Below are 15881 nucleotides of genomic sequence, written 5' to 3' on the forward strand. Positions count from 1 at the left end.
GCGCCTGCCGGGCTGCTAACCGTCTTTTTAAGCGGTTCCGGGGCCTCTGCCTGAAAGGGTCGAGGCCCGCCGCTCGAGAGTTTTCCGCCGTGAATCAACGCCCCCTTGTCAGTATCGTCATCCCTGCCTTCAACCCGCGCTTCTTCAGTCAGGCATTGGAAAGCGCACTCGCCCAGACCTACGAGAACATCGAGATCGTCATCTGTGACGATTCGTCCAGCGACGAGATCCGCGATGTTGTCGAGGCCTTCATCGAGCCGGCTCACCCGGTTCGCTACTTGCGTAATCCGCAGCGTCTGGGCTTGCAGAAGAACGTATTGCGTTGCGTCGAAGAAGCCCGGGGCGAGTTCATCAAAGTGCTGTGCGACGACGACCGTCTGTTTTCACCGAGCGTTGCCTTGCAGGCGCAGGTGTTGATCGACCACGCAGACGTGAATGTGGTGTTTGCCCTGCGGATGCTCAGCGATGCCGGTAATTTCATCCTGCCGCCACGGGTCGACAACTGTCGGTTCTCACCGAACGACGCCTTGCTCAAGGGCGATGACATGCTGGCGATCTTCGAAGGCACGCCGAAGAATTTCCTCGGCAATTTCAGTTCGACCCTGATGCGTCGCGCTGACGTGCTGGAGCTGTTGCCGGCGCTGATTCAGGAAGGCGCCGGTTTCGTCGCCATGCTCGATTTCGCCTTGTTTGTGTGTTTGATGCGTCGTGGCAATCTGGTGTCGCTGAGCACTGTGCTGAGTACCGAACGTTTGTACCCGGAGCGTCTGAGCAAAACCCCGGAAATGGTCAAGGCCGCGGCCATGGAGTGGAGCTGGCTTTCGCAGATGCTGGCGGCGCGCAGCGGTGAATCGGCACCGGCATCGGGTTGGGTGCGCTACATCGAACTGGCCAAAATCACCGACCAGCCCCACGCCTGGGAAGAGTTGTGCGTGGTGCGCATCCTAGGCAACCGCAACACGGTGGTGAATGGCCGGGTGGGCGGGGAGAGCGAAAGCTACGCCGATTTCTATCGCGAATGGCTGGCGATCCGCAGGTTCTCCGATGTCGAGCAACGGCTCTTGCCGCAGCGCATCGACAGCTGGGCGTTCCGTCCGCAGATCGTGCCGATCGTGATCGATAGCGGCGCTGACAGTGCTGCGCTGAACACTACGTTGCAAAGCATCAGCCGTCAGCTTTACACGCCGCAAGCAGTGGTGGTGCTCTCTGATGCCTTGTGTGTGGCCGACGATCGCGTGGTGCAGTTGCCGTTCCAGGCTGATTGGGCGCAACAGCTCAACGCGGTGGTACCGCAACTGGAAGGTGCCCACTGGTTTTATCTGCTTCATGCTGGCGACACCTTGCGCGAGTCGGCTCTGCTGATCCTGGCCGAACGCATTGCGGGTTCGGCAGGCATTCTCTGTGCCTACAGCGACGAGGGCGCGCTGGTCGATGGTGAGTCGGTCGACCCGGTGTTCAAACCCGATTTCAACCTCGATCTGATGCGCGCCTATCCCTACGTCGGCCGAACCCTGGCCTTTGAGCGGCAGCGCTTCATGGCGCTGGGCGGTTTCGATTCGGCTCACGGTGAGCTGGCGCCGCACGATCTGTTATGGCGTCTGGTGGAAGAGGCCGGGCCGCAAACCATCGAGCACATCGCCGAAATCCAGGTGGAGTCGAGTCAGTCTTTCGCCGCCTGGTTATCGTTGCCCGAAGTGATCGAGAACAACGCCGGCACGGTCAGCGCGCACCTGGATCGTATTGGTGTGGCGCACGCGATCCGGCAGGAAGCGTTGCCGTTGATCAACCGTATCGACTACCTCCATGGGGCGCGTCCGCTGGTGTCGATCATCATCCAGACCGGCGATTCGCTGTACGCCTTGCAGCGGTGTATCGAAGGCTTGATCGAGCGCACGGCTTACAGCCAATACGAAATCCTGATCGTCGACAGCGGCAGTGACGACCCGGCGATGCTCGATTGGCTGGAGGCGATGGCGCAGTTGGGCGCCGCGATGCTGCGAGTACTGCGTTACGCCGGTGACGCCAACGACGGGGCGATTCGCAACTTCGCCGCGAGCCTGGCGCATGGCGAATACTTGCTGCTGCTCAGTGCGCAGACGGTAATCTGCGACAGCGACTGGCTGGACGAATTGCTTAATCACGCCCGGCGGCCGGAAGTGGGTGTGGTCGGGGCCCGCATCCTTAGCCCCGAGGGATCGATCGTCAGTGCCGGGTTGATTCTTGGCCTGGCCGGGCCGGTCGGTTCGCCGTTTCATGGCGAGGCGGCCGGCTCTCGCGGCTACATGCAGCGTTTGCACGTGACCCAGAACTGGAGCGCGGTGAGTAATCACTGCCTGATGGTGCGCAAGCAAGTGTTCGATGAGCTAGAGCAGTTCGATGAAGCGACCTTCACCCAGGGCCTCAGCGACGTCGACTTGTGTTTGCGGGCGAGCAAGGATGGTTATCTGGTGGTCTGGACGCCTTACGCCAACGTGGTGTGGGTGCCGCAAGATGTATCGCCGACGTCGCCTTCGACATTGGCGCTGCGCGAGCATGAACAGGAAATCTTCTATCGCAAATGGCTGCCGAAGATCGCCAAGGATCCGGCCTACAGCCCGGCGCTGAGTCTTGGGGGGTCCAGCTTCAGTCTGGAACCAACGCTGCGCAATAACTGGAGTCCGTTCTGCACCCGCGCCTTGCCGTTGATTCTCGGTCTACCGGTCAACAGCAGCGCCGTCGGCCACTACCGGGTGACCGCGCCGCTGGCCGAGCTTGAAGCGGTCGGGCGGGTGATCGCGCGGGTGGCCTATGAGTCGCCCTCGACCGTGGAGATCGAGCGTCTGTCTCCGGACACGATCATTCTGCAAGGGCGTTATAGCGAAGGCGCAGCCGGCGACATTCTGCGGATGAAAAAGTATTCCAGTGCGCTGCGGATTTTCGAACTCGACGATTACGTCGTCAGTGCGCCGAAGAAAAATACCCACGCCCGTAACATGCCGGTCAACACCGAGCAAATGTTGCGTGAAGGCATCGGCCTGTGCGACCGCGTGGTGGTCACCACTCAACCGCTGGCAGATGCCTTGTCGAGCATGCACAGCGAGATCCGCGTGGTACCGAACATGCTGTCGCCGGACCCATGGGCGACGCTGAGCAGTCGTCGTCGCACCTCTAGCAAACCACGAGTCGGCTGGGGTGGCGGCACCAGCCATACCGGTGACCTGGAGATCATTGCCGAGGTCGTGCGCGAGCTGGCGAACGAGGTCGAGTGGGTATTCTTCGGCATGTGCCCTGACGCCTTGCGCCCGTATGTTCACGAGTTTCACTCCACCATCGGCTTGCAGAGCTACCCGTTCAAACTGGCCAGCCTGAACCTCGATCTGGCGCTGGCACCGCTGGAATTCCATATCTTCAACGACTGCAAAAGCAACCTGCGCTTGCTGGAGTATGGCGCCTGTGGTTACCCGGTGATCTGCACCGACACCGAGGCCTACCGCGGCCACTTGCCATGCACCAAGGTCTATAGCAACAGCACCGACGAATGGCTGCAGGCGATCCGCATGCACCTGGCCGACCCGGACGCCAGTTACCGTATGGGCGATGAACTGAAGGAGGCGGTGCACCGCGATTTCATGTTGCGTGGCGACAACCTCAATCACTGGTTGTGGGGCTGGTTGCCGGACTGATTGGCTTCGACCCATCCCTTGAAAACAGGCGACTTTATGTCGCCTGTTTTTTATTCCAAGGTGATTTTTCTTCTCCAGTTCGAGTTGGATTTGCCGAAAGCGTCGGGATAAACATTATTGAAACGAGGATGTGACGACGCTCGCCGGGCGCCGTTTTCTGCAGGTATCTGGTTCAACAACATGGCAAGGAAGAAGTCGAAATGGCAGTGATAAACGGGACAAACGGCGTGGATACGCTGACAGGTACCGGTGGGGATGATGAGATCAATGCCCTGGGTGGTGATGATGTGATCAAGGGAAGTGCCGGTGCCGACAAACTGGACGGTGGCACAGGGTTCGATACGGTGGATTATTCGGTCTCCGGTGCGGCAGTCAATGTCGACATTCGCGCCGGTACGGGCAAGCCCGGCATCGGCGGTGATGCCGAAGGCGATACCTTGCTCAATATCGAGAAGGTGATCGGCACGGCGTTCAACGACACCTTCAGCACCACTATTGCCAATACGGTTTCAGGTGGTCCGACAGTCACTTTCGAAGGTGGCGCAGGGGATGATGTCTACATCTTTGCCACCACCGGGGTGAAGGTTATTGAACAGGACAACGGTGGCTACGATGAGCTGCGCAGCAGTGCGCCGACGGCGACCCTGGACCCGTTCATTGAAAAGCTGACTTACATCGGCACCGGCAGTTTCACCGGCACCGGCAATGCCGGCGACAACATGATCGTCGGCGGCGCGGGCAATGACGTGCTGATTGGCGGCGGCGGTGCCGACCAGTTGATCGGCGGCGCCGGCCTGGACATGGCCAGCTATATCGATAGCAAGGTCGGCGTGACGGTGGATCTGAGAACCGGTGTGAACACCGGGATTGCGGTGGGCGACACCTATACCGATATCGAAGTGATCCGTGGTTCGAACTACGACGACCGTTTTGTCGCGGATGGTCGAGTCATCGGTTTCGACGGCGCCGGCGGTTTCGACACCGTGGACTACTCTGGTTCAGCGGCCGCGATCAACGTCGATATCCGCGCCGGTACGGGCAAGCCCGGCATTGGCGGTGATGCCGAAGGCGATACCTTGCTCAATATCGAGAAGGTGATTGGCACGGCGTTCAACGACACCTTCAGCACCACTATTGCCAATACGGTTTCAGGTGGTCCGACAGTCACTTTCGAAGGTGGCGCAGGGGATGATGTCTACATCTTTGCCACCACCGGGGTGAAGGTTATTGAACAGGACAACGGTGGCTACGATGAGCTGCGCAGCAGTGCGCCGACGGCGACCCTGGACCCGTTCATTGAAAAGCTGACTTACACCGGCACCGGCAATTTCACCGGTTACGGTAATGCCATCGATAACCTCATCATCGGCGGTGCGGGTAACGATGTGCTTTATGGCGGTGGCGGCGCCGACCAGTTCATTGGGGGCGGCGGCATGGACGTCGTCTCTTATCTGAACGACAGCCCGGTCGCGGTCGCCATCAACCTGATGACGGGTAGTCACTCCGGCATTGCCGCCGGTGATACCTATGTCGGAATAGAGACTGTTCGCGGTACCAACCTGAAACGACATCTTCTACGGCGGGGGCGCCGCCATGGGGCTGGATGGTGCCCTCGGGCAAGACCTGGCAAGTTACGAGCTGTCGGACAGCGCCGTGATCATCGACCTGACCAGCAATGTCAATACCGGTGATGCTGTAGGCGACACCTTCACCGGTATAGAGGTCTTCCAGGGCAGTAACTTCGATGACGCGATGTCAGGTTCTCGGTTTGGTGAAATTTTTATCGGCGGTGCCGGTGCAGATGTGATCGATGGCCGCGACGGTCAGGACAGTGCCTGGTACATCACCAGTGCAACAGGCGTCACGGTGAACTTGCAGACCAACGTCAACCAGGGCGGCGAAGCACAAGGTGACGTGCTGGTCAACATCGAGCGGCTGATGGGCAGTCACTTCAATGACACCTTGACGGGTGATGCCAACGCCAACTATCTGGAAGGCGGGGTGGGTGACGATGTCATCTACGGTGGCGACGGCAATGATTACATCTATGGCGGGCTGGTTTCCCCGATCGGGCCTTTCACCCTCGGTGGAGTGGCCAATGGGCCGCAGGCTGATACGTTGTATGGCGGCAATGGCAACGACACCATCGTCACCGCTGCCAATGACGAGGGTAGCCAGGCCTATGGTGAAGCGGGGGGCGACGTTATCACAGTGATTCATGGCATGGCCGACGGTGGGGACGGTGGCGACCTGCTGACCGGCACGGGCTCCGGTTTCTCGCTGTTTGGCGGTGCTGGCGATGACAAACTGGTGCTGCAAGCCAGCGGGTCGGCCTTTGGTGGCGAGGATGACGATACCTACAACGTCAACACCTCGGCGTTGGTGACGATCCAGGACGATGGCACCAGCCGCTCCGACAAAATAGTGCTGTCGTACATCAGCAGTGCCGAATTGCTGGTTGATCGTGTCGGTGATGACCTCTTTCTGCACAAGTGGCATTTCAATTCCGGGGAGGTTCCGGACAACGGCGTGCAGCTCGAGGACTGGTTTGCCGGCTCCAATACCATCGAGCAAGTCCAGACGGCGGACGGACAGATCATCAATCTGCCGGCCAACAGTGATGCGTTTGCCATGTTTGGATGATCCCGGAGTTCAATGCCTCGATCCTGAGTCCAGATTGAAGGCTTGATACGCCGCTGAAGGGGATGACTCTGGTTTCTGTTGACCGGGCTCATCTCCTTTTTCACGTCTGATTACGCCGACGACGCGGGGCCTGCCGAGCTGGCGCGTTTCCTGCAAGTCCCCTTCATATCGCCATAAAACGAGCGCTTGCGGCCGGTACGACAGCGCCTGACACGGCAGAGCGTTTTAGCCAGACAGCCCGCAAAAGCTTGAAATAGCTTGGCCGAGCTCTGTGAAGAACAAGAGGGGAGACGATGAAGGCAGTAATTCTGGCGGGTGGCCTGGGCACGCGCATCAGCGAAGAGTCGCACCTCAAGCCTAAGCCGATGATCGAGATCGGCGGCAAGCCAATTCTTTGGCACATCATGAAGCAGTATTCCGCCCACGGGATTCATGACTTCGTGATCTGCCTTGGCTACAAGGGCTACGCAATCAAGGACTTCTTCGCCAACTACTTCCTGCACACTTCCGACGTCACCTTCGACATGCGCAACAACCGTATGGACGTGCATCAGAACTACAGCGAACCGTGGAGCGTCACCCTCATCGACACCGGCGAGGAAACCATGACCGGTGGCCGCTTGCTGCGCGCCGGCCGTTACCTCAAGGATGAAGAGGCCTTCTGTTTTACCTACGGCGACGGCGTCTCCGATATCAATATCCGTCAACTGGTGGACTACCACATCGCCCACGGTCGTCTGGCGACCGTCACCGCCGTACAACCGCCGGGCCGTTACGGTGCCCTGGAGCGTCACGGCGATCAGGTGCTCGGTTTTACCGAGAAACCCCGTGGTGACGGTGGCTGGATCAATGGCGGTTTCTTTGTGCTTTCGCCGAAAGTGCTCTCGTACATTGGCGGTGATGACACCACTTGGGAAGTCGAGCCATTGGCCCGTCTGGCTCAGGACGAACAATTGAAAGCCTTCGAGCATGAAGGCTTCTGGCACCCGATGGACACTCTGCGCGACAAGAACTACCTCGAAGCGCTGTGGCAGAGCGGGGAGGCCCCATGGAAACAATGGGGCTGAGTACCGGATTCTGGCGCGGCAAACGCGTTCTGCTGACCGGCCATACCGGTTTCAAGGGCAGTTGGCTGACCCTGTGGCTGCAAAGCCTCGGTGCCGAGGTCAGCGGATTTTCGCTTGATCCATCGACCGAACCGAGCCTGTTCGAACTGGCCCGGGTACACGAGGGCATCAACGATCAGCGCGGCGACCTGCGTGATCTCGGCGCCTTGCTGGAACTGATCGCCGAAGCGCAGCCGGAAATCGTCCTGCACCTGGCGGCCCAGCCGCTGGTGCGCGAAGGCTATCGCGACCCACTGGGGACTTACTCCAGCAACGTCATGGGCACGCTCAATCTGCTCGAAGCGATCCGTCAGGTCGGGAGCGTACGAGCCTGCGTGTTGGTGACGACCGACAAGGTTTACGCGAACAAGGAATGGCTGTGGCCATACCGCGAAGATGAAGCCCTTGGCGGACATGATCCTTACAGCAGCAGCAAGGCCTGCTGCGAGTTGCTGGCCCAGTCCTATGCTGCTTCGTTTTTCCCGGCCGAGCGCTATGCCGAACACGGTCTGGCATTGGGCACGGCCCGGGCCGGCAATGTGCTGGGCGGTGGTGACTTCGCGCCGGAACGCTTGATCCCTGATGTGCTCAAGGCCTGGTCGGCGGATGAACCGGTGACCCTGCGTTACCCGCAAGCCGTACGCCCGTGGCAACACGCCCTGGAGCCATTGGCCGGTTACCTGCAATTGGCCGCCGGCCTCTATGAAAAAGGTCCCGAGTTTGCCGGCGCCTGGAACTTTGGCCCGAGCGAAGCCGACATGTGCAGCGTCGGCGAAGTGGTCGAACTGCTCGCCAACCGCTGGCCACAAGCGCGCGGGTTGCGCATCGAACCGAGCGATTTTCATGAGGCCGGTCTGTTGCGTCTGGACAGCAGCAGCGCCCGTCAACGGCTGGCCTGGAAGCCGCGCTGGTCGTTGCAGCAGTGCCTGACTCATACCCTCGATTGGCACCTGGCGTGGCAAAACGGCGACGACATGCGCGCCATTACATTGGGCCAGTTGAACCTGTACCGAGGCGCGCTGTGAGCGAGTTTCTGTTGAAGTCATTGCCGCTGGCCGGACTGTTCAGCGTGCAGCACAAACGCTTCGAAGATGAGCGCGGGCACTTCGCTCGGCTGTTCTGCGAAGGCAGCCTCAGCGCCTTCGGCCAGCCGTTTCATATCCGCCAGATCAACCATTCCTGCACCCGTGAGCGGGGCAGTGTGCGGGGTCTGCATTATCAGAGCGCCAGCGCCCCGGAAGCCAAGCTGATCACCTGCCTGCGCGGTGAAGTCTGGGATGTGGCGGTGGATTTGCGCCCTGACTCGGAGACCTTCCTGCACTGGCACGCCGAACACCTGCGGGCCGACGACGGCCGCAGCCTGTTGATCCCGGCCGGTTTTGCCCATGGTTTCCAGACCCTCACCGATGACGCCGAATTGCTTTACCTGCACAGCGCTGATTACACGCCTGCGCACGAGGGTGGTTTGTCGGTGAGCGATCCACGGCTGGCGATTGCCTGGCCGTTGCCTGTCAATAATCTGTCGGCCAGGGATTCCAGCCATCCCTTGCTCGATGAACACTTCGCTGGAGTGCGAGTATGAACTGCCGTGGTTGCGGAACTCCGCTGGCTTTGTCGCTGATTGATCTGGGCACTTCGCCGCCGTCCAACGCCTACGTGCGCGCCGATCAGCTGGAACAAGCCGAGCAATGGGTGCCGTTGAAGGTTGCGGTGTGTCAGCAGTGCTGGCTGGTGCAGACCGAGGATTACACCAGTGCCGACAGCCTGTTCGACGCCGAGTACGCTTATTTCAGTTCGTTTTCCAGCACCTGGCTGGCCCATGCCGAGCGCTATGTGGCCGAGATGGTCGAGCGTTTCGACCTGACGGCTGAAAGCCGCGTAGTGGAAATTGCCGCCAACGACGGTTACCTGTTGCAGTACGTGGCCGGGCGCGGCATCCCTTGTCTGGGCGTCGAGCCGACCCGCAGCACCGCGCAAGCCGCACGGGAAAAAGGCCTGGATATCCGCGAGCTGTTCTTCGGTCGCGACACCGCTTCGCAGCTGAACACCGAAGGCTGGGACGCCGACCTGATGGCCGCCAACAACGTGTTGGCCCACGTGCCGGACATCAATGATTTCCTCGGTGGTTTCGCGACCTTGCTTAAGCCGACGGGCGTGGCGACGTTCGAGTTTCCGCAATTGCTGACGCTGATGGCCGGGCAGCAATTCGACACGCTGTATCACGAGCACTATTCCTACCTGTCCCTGACTGCCGTGCAGACGCTGTGCGAGCGCAATGGTCTGGAAGTGTTCGATGTCAGCCAGCTCTCGACCCACGGTGGTTCACTGCGCGTGTTCGTCCAGCGCGTCGACGGTGTGCGCCGCGAAGTCCAGCCAGCGGTTCAACAGCAACTGCAAGCCGAGCTCGATGCCGGTGTGAAAGACCCCGAGTACTACGCAACCCTCGCGCCCGCCGCCGAACGCATCAAACACGAACTGCTGCGCTTCCTGTTGCAGGCGAAAGCCGACGGCAAGCGTGTGGTCGGGTACGGCGCCGCCGCCAAGGGCAACACCTTGCTCAACTACGCCGGGGTCAAACCGGACTTGCTGGTCTGGGTCGCCGATGCCAACCCGCACAAGCAGGGCAAGTACCTGCCGGGCAGTCGCATTCCGATCGTTTCGCCGGCGCAGATCGACATCGAGAAACCGGATTACGTGCTGGTACTGCCGTGGAATTTGCTGCACGAAGTCAGTCAGCAACTGGCGCAGGTACGGCAGTGGGATGGCCGATTCGTGATCGCCGTGCCTGAGTTGACCGTACTGTGAAAGTACTCGTGACCGGTGCCACCGGATTCGTCGGCCGACATCTGGTCGCGGCCTTGCTCGCCCGTGGCTGCGAGGTCCGGGCCGTGGCGCGTAACGCCGAGACCGCTGCGCAACTGCCGTGGATCAACGCCGTGGAGTTCGTGGCGGCGGATATTCATGCCGCCGACCTGGACCTCGCCGCGCTGACCGATGGCGTCGATGCCTTGGCGCATCTTGCCTGGCCAGGATTGCCGAACTATCAGGCGCTGTTTCACTTCGAGCACAACCTGATGGCCGACTACCGGTTCATCAAGGACGCGGTCGAGGCGGGTGTGGCGCAGGTGCTGGTCACCGGGACGTGTTTCGAATACGGCATGCAGAGTGGGCCGCTCGATGAACAAAGTGTGCCGCAGCCGAGCAATCCTTACGGTTTGGCGAAAAACACCCTGCGCTTGTTCCTCGAAGTCCTGCAGCGCGAGAAGCCGTTCACCTTGCAATGGGCGCGGCTGTTTTACCTGCACGGCACCGGACAGAACCCCAACAGTTTGCTGGCGGCGCTGGACCGGGCGATCAATGCCGGGGACGACACGTTCAACATGTCGGCCGGTGAACAATTGCGCGATTACCTGGCGATCGATACGGCCGCTGGATACCTCGCGGCGATCCTGCAACAGCGGGACTTCAATGGCGTGATCAATTGTTCCAGCGGTCAGCCAGTTTCGGTCCGGGCGCTGGTCGAGCAGCGGCTGCGTGAACGTAACGCATCGATCAGTTTGAACCTCGGTCACTACCCATACCCGATCCATGAACCGATGGCGTTCTGGGGCGTGGCGGACCGCTTGCAACAGCTACTGGGAGCAGAGCATGAGGCATGAGTTGTATCGGGTCGCCGATCTGCCGGTGTTGCAGAATCGCACCTTCGCCGACCCGCAATCGGCCAGGGCTTCGGCCTCTGCCGACATGGTGTTGGTACAGGATGAGCAGAGCGGGTTGATCTTCAACCAGGCCTTCGATGCCGACTTGCTCAGCTACGACGCCGATTACCAGAACGAGCAGGCGCATTCGGGCCAGTTCCAGAAGCACCTGAGCGATGTCGAAGGGATCATTGCCCGGCACTTCAAGGGCCGGGAGCTAATCGAAGTCGGCTGCGGCAAAGGCTACTTCCTCGAGCTCTTGAAAGGCCTGGGCTATGCCATCACCGGCATCGACCCGGCCTACGAAGGCAACAATGTCGACGTGATCAAGGCCCCGTTCACTCGCGGGCTGGGTCTGGCGGCGGATGCCATCGTGCTGCGTCATGTGCTCGAACACATTCAGGATCCGGTGAGCTTCCTCGCCGAGATGGCCGAGGCCAATCAGGGCGGACAGATCTACGTCGAAGTTCCGTGCCTGGACTGGATCCTCGAACATCGCGCCTGGTTCGACCTGTTCTACGAGCACGTCAATTACTTCCGCCTCGACGACCTGCGCCGAATGTTCGGCACCGTGCATGAGGCCGGTCACCTGTTCGGTGGCCAGTACCTGTACATCGTTGCCGACCTTTCGACCTTGCGCCTGACCCCGGAGCAACCGGTACCGCGCCTGGACCTGCCCGAAGGTTTCACCGCCAGCCTCGACCGTGCCGTTCAGATCATTCAGGCCGCACCCGAACAAGGTTCGGCGATCTGGGGCGCGTCGTCCAAAGGCGTGATCTATTCGCTGTTTCTGCAACGGGCCGGTGTGGCGGTGGATCGTGTGGTGGATATCAATCCGGCCAAGCAGGGTCGTTATCTGCCGCTGAGCGGCGTGCGGGTGTCCTCTCCACAAGAGGCCATGGATGCTCTGCCTGAAGGCGCCCATCTGTTTGTGATGAACTCCAACTACCTCGAAGAGATCAAGCGGATGACCGGTGGACGCTACGTCTATCACGCCGTCGACAGCGCTTCGTTCCAGTGACCATTGAGAATTTTCAAATGACCGACAACAGCATCAACAAAGCCTTCGAAGCGGAATGCCGGGAACAGATCGCCCAGCAAGGTGACGACCAGAAACTCACCGGCTTGGCCCAGGAGTTCTTCAACGAATCGGCCAAGCACAAATACAGCTACCACTTCTCGTGGATGGGCCGTCCGATCATCCAGCTGCCGCAAGACATGATGGCCATGCAAGAGATCATCTGGCAGGTCAAACCGGACCTGGTGATCGAATGCGGTATCGCCCATGGCGGTTCGATCATCTACTACGCATCGCTGCTGGAGCTGCAAGGTCACGGTGAAGTGTTGGGCATCGACCTCGACATTCGTCCGCACAACCGCGAAGCCATCGAGAGCCATCCGATGAGCAAGCGCATTTCGATGATCGAGGGTTCGAGCATCGATCCGGCCATCGCCGAACAAGTGCGTGCCGCTGCCGAAGGCAAAAAAGTCATTCTGGTGCTCGACTCCAACCACACCCACGACCACGTACTCGAAGAGCTGCGCCTGTACGCGCCGTTGGTCTCGGTGGACAGCTACTGCGTGGTCATGGACACCGTGGTTGAAGACATGCCGGCCGACTTCTTCCCGGATCGTCCATGGGGCCCGGGCGACAACCCGAAAACTGCGGTATGGAAGTACCTGGAAGAGAACAAGGACTTTGAAATCGACCGGCAGATGCAAAACAAACTGCTGATCACCGTGGCGCCGGACGGCTATCTGCGTCGCGTTCGTTAATTAAAAGTGGTTTCAGGTTCTTGGCGATTGGTCGGTTGTGGGGATAGAAAGATGCAGGTTCAAAACAGTGCTAAAAACAACGTTGCACCACTGAACGAGCGGTTTACGGTGGTGGTGATTTCCCACAACCGGAACGCGTTCCTGCGGCGCACCTTGCAGTACTACAGTAGCTATCCCTGCACGATTCTGGTTCTGGACTCGTCCGCTGAGGGTGACGAAAGCATGGCCCGGGACTTCCCGTCGGTCGACTATCGCCACTTGCCGCAATACACCTACAAGGGGCTGCAGGAAAAACTCACCTACGGCGTCAATCAGGTCACCACGCCTTACATGGTGTTCGCCGCCGATGACGACTTCCTGCTGCACCGCGCACTGACCGAGTCGGTGGAGTTTCTCGAAGCCAACCCCGACTACGGCCTGTGTCATGGCTACGGGATCATGTACCTGACTCGGGCCACTGAAGTGAACTACTTCCGTCGCGACCGCAAGGTTCATGAGGATTACAACTCGGAGCAGGCCGAAGACCGTGTGGTGCGGTTCATGGACAATTTTCTGCCGCCGTTCTATGCGGTCACCCGTACCGATCTGCTGCAACAGTGGTACAGCCTGCTGCCAGCAGGTACCGGTTTCGAATGGCAGGAAATCGGCCACACCTTCTACTTGCTGGCCTGCGCGAAGGCGCGGATCCTGCCGATTCCGTTCGCCGTGCGGGAAATGAACTATGGCGCCTCGGACCACAACACCAACGTATTGACGGTGCTGACATTCAAAGATGCCAAAAGCGTTGCCGAGCGCGAGCAGTTTGCCGAATTCCTGGCCTCGATCCCGACGCCACTCAGCGACAACAAGGATCCGGCCCGGGTCAAACAAATCGCCCTGGACAGTTTTACCGCCATGGCCGATTGCCTGATCGAAGGTCGCTCGCTCAAAGGCACCATGATTATTCGCTCTGCATGGCGCGAGGCGGGGGAAGAGCCGATTCGTTCATTCGGCCCCGAGCAATTCGTCGAAATGCCGTTCTACAACAAACCGGTGTTCGATCTGCTGACCGAGTTCGAATTCCTGCTGCACGCCATGCCTGCCGGTCGCCTGCAACTTCAGGAACTGGAAGGCATCCTGCTCAAGCAGCATGAGTTGATGCGCGTTCACCCCAACGACACCGACCGCACCGTGCGTAGCCGGTTGTGGGAGGCCTTGAGCCTGAACGTGTTCAACCGCGCGGTGGTCAAGCGCCTGGCGGAGTCATTGAAAGACAGTGACGAGCCGCAAGAAGACCTCAAGCTGCAAGCCTGGGCCGAGCGACTGAACGCTTTACCGGGTCAGCAAGACCGCCGACTGTTCGAGAACATGCCATCCGGCCGCTTGCTGAACTGGCTCGAAGCGCGCAACCCGGATGCCGCGCAGCTCAAGGCGATCGCTGCACAGCTGGCCACGCATAATGGCGGTCCTCAGTTCGGCATCCTGTTGCTGGATCTGGATGCCGACATGGTCAAGTTGCAGGCGACCTTCGACAGTTTGGTCGGTGGCCACTGCAAGGCGTTCAACCTGGTGGTGTTCACCACAGGTGATTTACCGGCGACGACATCCGTGCGCGACACCGTGCACTTTGTCAAAGTCACCACAACCAATTATGTGGAGCGCATCAACCAGATCGTCGCCCAGTCCACCGCCGATTGGCTGTTGCTGGCCGAGTCCGGTGATCAGTTCACTGCCAGCGGTTTGCTGCGCGCTAGCCTTGAGCTGACCGGCGCCGAGGGCGTTCGTGCGGTGGCAATGGACGAGCTTCAGCGTCAGGCCAACGGTGCTCTGGCGGATGTATTCCGCCCCGGGGTCAACCTCGACCTGCTGCAAACCGTGCCGTCGCTGATGGCGCGCCACTGGTTGATCCAGCGTGATGTGTTGGCTCAGGCCAAAGGTTTCTCGACCGAGTACCCCCAGGCTCTGGAGTTCGATCTGTTGCTGCGCCTGATCGAGGACGGTGGCCTGGCAGGGCTGGCGCATCTGGCCGAACCCTTGCTGATTTGCAATGCCCCGGTAGAAGAATCCAGCGCTCAGGAACGTCAGGTGCTGACTCGGTCTCTGGCAGCGCGCGGCTATCGCGCTCAGGTCAGCTCGACGCTGCCGCTGACGTATCAGATCGACTATCAACACGCCGAACGGCCACTGGTGTCGATCATCCTCCAGAGCCAGGACAACCTTGAATCGCTGCAACGGGCGCTGGTCAGTGTGCTGCAACGTACCCGTTATCAGCGTCACGAAGTGCTGATTGCCGACAACCATAGCCAATCCGAAGAACTGGCAACCTGGCTGAGCAGCCTTGAAGGCAAGGGCGATCGTCTTCGTGTAGTGCGCAGCGGTCAGCGCCTGAGTGCTTCGGCGCTGAACAATGTTGCCTGTGCCGAGGCCAAGGGGAGCTACCTGGTGTTGCTGTCGGCAGAGTCTGAAGTGGTCAATGCCAATTGGCTCGACGCCATGCTCAACCAGGCCCAGCGTCCGGAAGTCGGCATCGTTGGCGCCAAACTGATGGACATTCGTGGCGTCACCACCCAGGCCGGTCTGGTCCTTGGTTTGAATGGCGAGATCGGCTCGGTCTTTGTCGATGAACGTAAGGACGCCAAGGGCTATATGAACGGCCATCAGGTCGAGCAGAACTATTCGGCGGTGTCCGGTGCCTGTCTGATGATTCGCAAGGACGTGTTCGAAGCGGTGGGCGGTCTGGACGAAGAGCATTTCGACGAAGCTTTTGGCGATATCGACCTGTGCCTGAAAGTCGCCGATGCCGGTTACCTGACTGTCTGGACGCCACAAGCGCAATTGCTGCACCCGGGCGTGCTGCCTGAGGCAACCCAGGCTCGTGCCGCTCTGCGCGACAAGTGGCAGGCACGCTTCGAACAGGACTCGGCCTACAACCAGAACCTGGCCTTGACCGGCAAGGGCTTTACTCTCAGCGAACCGACCAGCGTGAACTGGGCGCAGTTGCTCGCATAAGCCTGGCT

11 protein-coding genes are annotated in these 15881 nt (G+C 60.1%); all 11 read left to right on the forward strand.

The window, feature by feature from the left end:
* Positions 1-89: 89 nt before the first annotated feature.
* The 11 genes from ACIQU2_RS10205 (at position 90) to ACIQU2_RS10255 (ending at position 15873) form a co-directional block, all read left to right on the forward strand.
* Entirely contained in the window at positions 90-3662 is a 3573-nt protein-coding gene (locus ACIQU2_RS10205; protein WP_403140303.1) for a glycosyltransferase, read from the forward strand.
* 200 nt (positions 3663-3862) lie between these two features.
* Positions 3863-5353 carry a calcium-binding protein gene (locus ACIQU2_RS10210; RefSeq protein ID WP_403140304.1) on the forward strand — a complete coding sequence of 497 codons (1491 nt, stop codon included), beginning with the start codon at positions 3863-3865 and terminating at the stop codon, positions 5351-5353.
* Complete coding sequence (locus ACIQU2_RS10215) at positions 5256-6305, forward strand: calcium-binding protein (protein ID WP_403140306.1); 1050 nt, start codon at positions 5256-5258, stop codon at positions 6303-6305. Before ACIQU2_RS10210 ends, ACIQU2_RS10215 begins: the two co-directional genes overlap by 98 nt.
* 293 nt (positions 6306-6598) lie before the next feature.
* Positions 6599-7372 carry a glucose-1-phosphate cytidylyltransferase gene (rfbF, locus tag ACIQU2_RS10220; RefSeq protein WP_347803232.1) on the forward strand — a complete coding sequence of 258 codons (774 nt, stop codon included), beginning with the start codon at positions 6599-6601 and terminating at the stop codon, positions 7370-7372.
* The gene (gene rfbG / locus ACIQU2_RS10225; RefSeq protein WP_347803233.1) at positions 7354-8436 is read left to right on the forward strand and encodes a CDP-glucose 4,6-dehydratase; all 1083 of its coding nucleotides are present in this window, start codon (positions 7354-7356) and stop codon (positions 8434-8436) included. The genes rfbF and rfbG overlap by 19 nt, the downstream gene beginning before the upstream one ends.
* Positions 8433-8993 carry a dTDP-4-dehydrorhamnose 3,5-epimerase gene (locus ACIQU2_RS10230; RefSeq protein ID WP_347803234.1) on the forward strand — a complete coding sequence of 187 codons (561 nt, stop codon included), beginning with the start codon at positions 8433-8435 and terminating at the stop codon, positions 8991-8993. The genes rfbG and ACIQU2_RS10230 overlap by 4 nt, the downstream gene beginning before the upstream one ends.
* The gene (locus ACIQU2_RS10235) at positions 8990-10216 is read left to right on the forward strand and encodes a methyltransferase domain-containing protein (RefSeq protein ID WP_403140309.1); all 1227 of its coding nucleotides are present in this window, start codon (positions 8990-8992) and stop codon (positions 10214-10216) included. The genes ACIQU2_RS10230 and ACIQU2_RS10235 overlap by 4 nt, the downstream gene beginning before the upstream one ends.
* Positions 10213-11070 (forward strand): NAD(P)-dependent oxidoreductase, encoded by an 858-nt coding sequence (locus tag ACIQU2_RS10240; RefSeq protein ID WP_347803236.1) that lies wholly within the window; start codon positions 10213-10215, stop codon positions 11068-11070. The genes ACIQU2_RS10235 and ACIQU2_RS10240 overlap by 4 nt, the downstream gene beginning before the upstream one ends.
* Positions 11060-12130, forward strand: a complete 1071-nt coding sequence (locus ACIQU2_RS10245) for a class I SAM-dependent methyltransferase (RefSeq protein WP_347803237.1) — start codon at positions 11060-11062, stop codon at positions 12128-12130. The genes ACIQU2_RS10240 and ACIQU2_RS10245 overlap by 11 nt, the downstream gene beginning before the upstream one ends.
* A gap of 17 nt (positions 12131-12147) precedes the next feature.
* Positions 12148-12885 carry a cephalosporin hydroxylase family protein gene (locus ACIQU2_RS10250; protein WP_347803238.1) on the forward strand — a complete coding sequence of 246 codons (738 nt, stop codon included), beginning with the start codon at positions 12148-12150 and terminating at the stop codon, positions 12883-12885.
* A gap of 51 nt (positions 12886-12936) precedes the next feature.
* Positions 12937-15873, forward strand: coding sequence for a TIGR00180 family glycosyltransferase (locus tag ACIQU2_RS10255; protein ID WP_403140311.1), 2937 nt, complete (start codon positions 12937-12939; stop codon positions 15871-15873).
* Positions 15874-15881: the final 8 nt, after the last annotated feature.

Source organism: Pseudomonas sp. NPDC098740, assembly GCF_044760065.1.
GTDB lineage: Bacteria > Pseudomonadota > Gammaproteobacteria > Pseudomonadales > Pseudomonadaceae > Aquipseudomonas > Aquipseudomonas rossensis.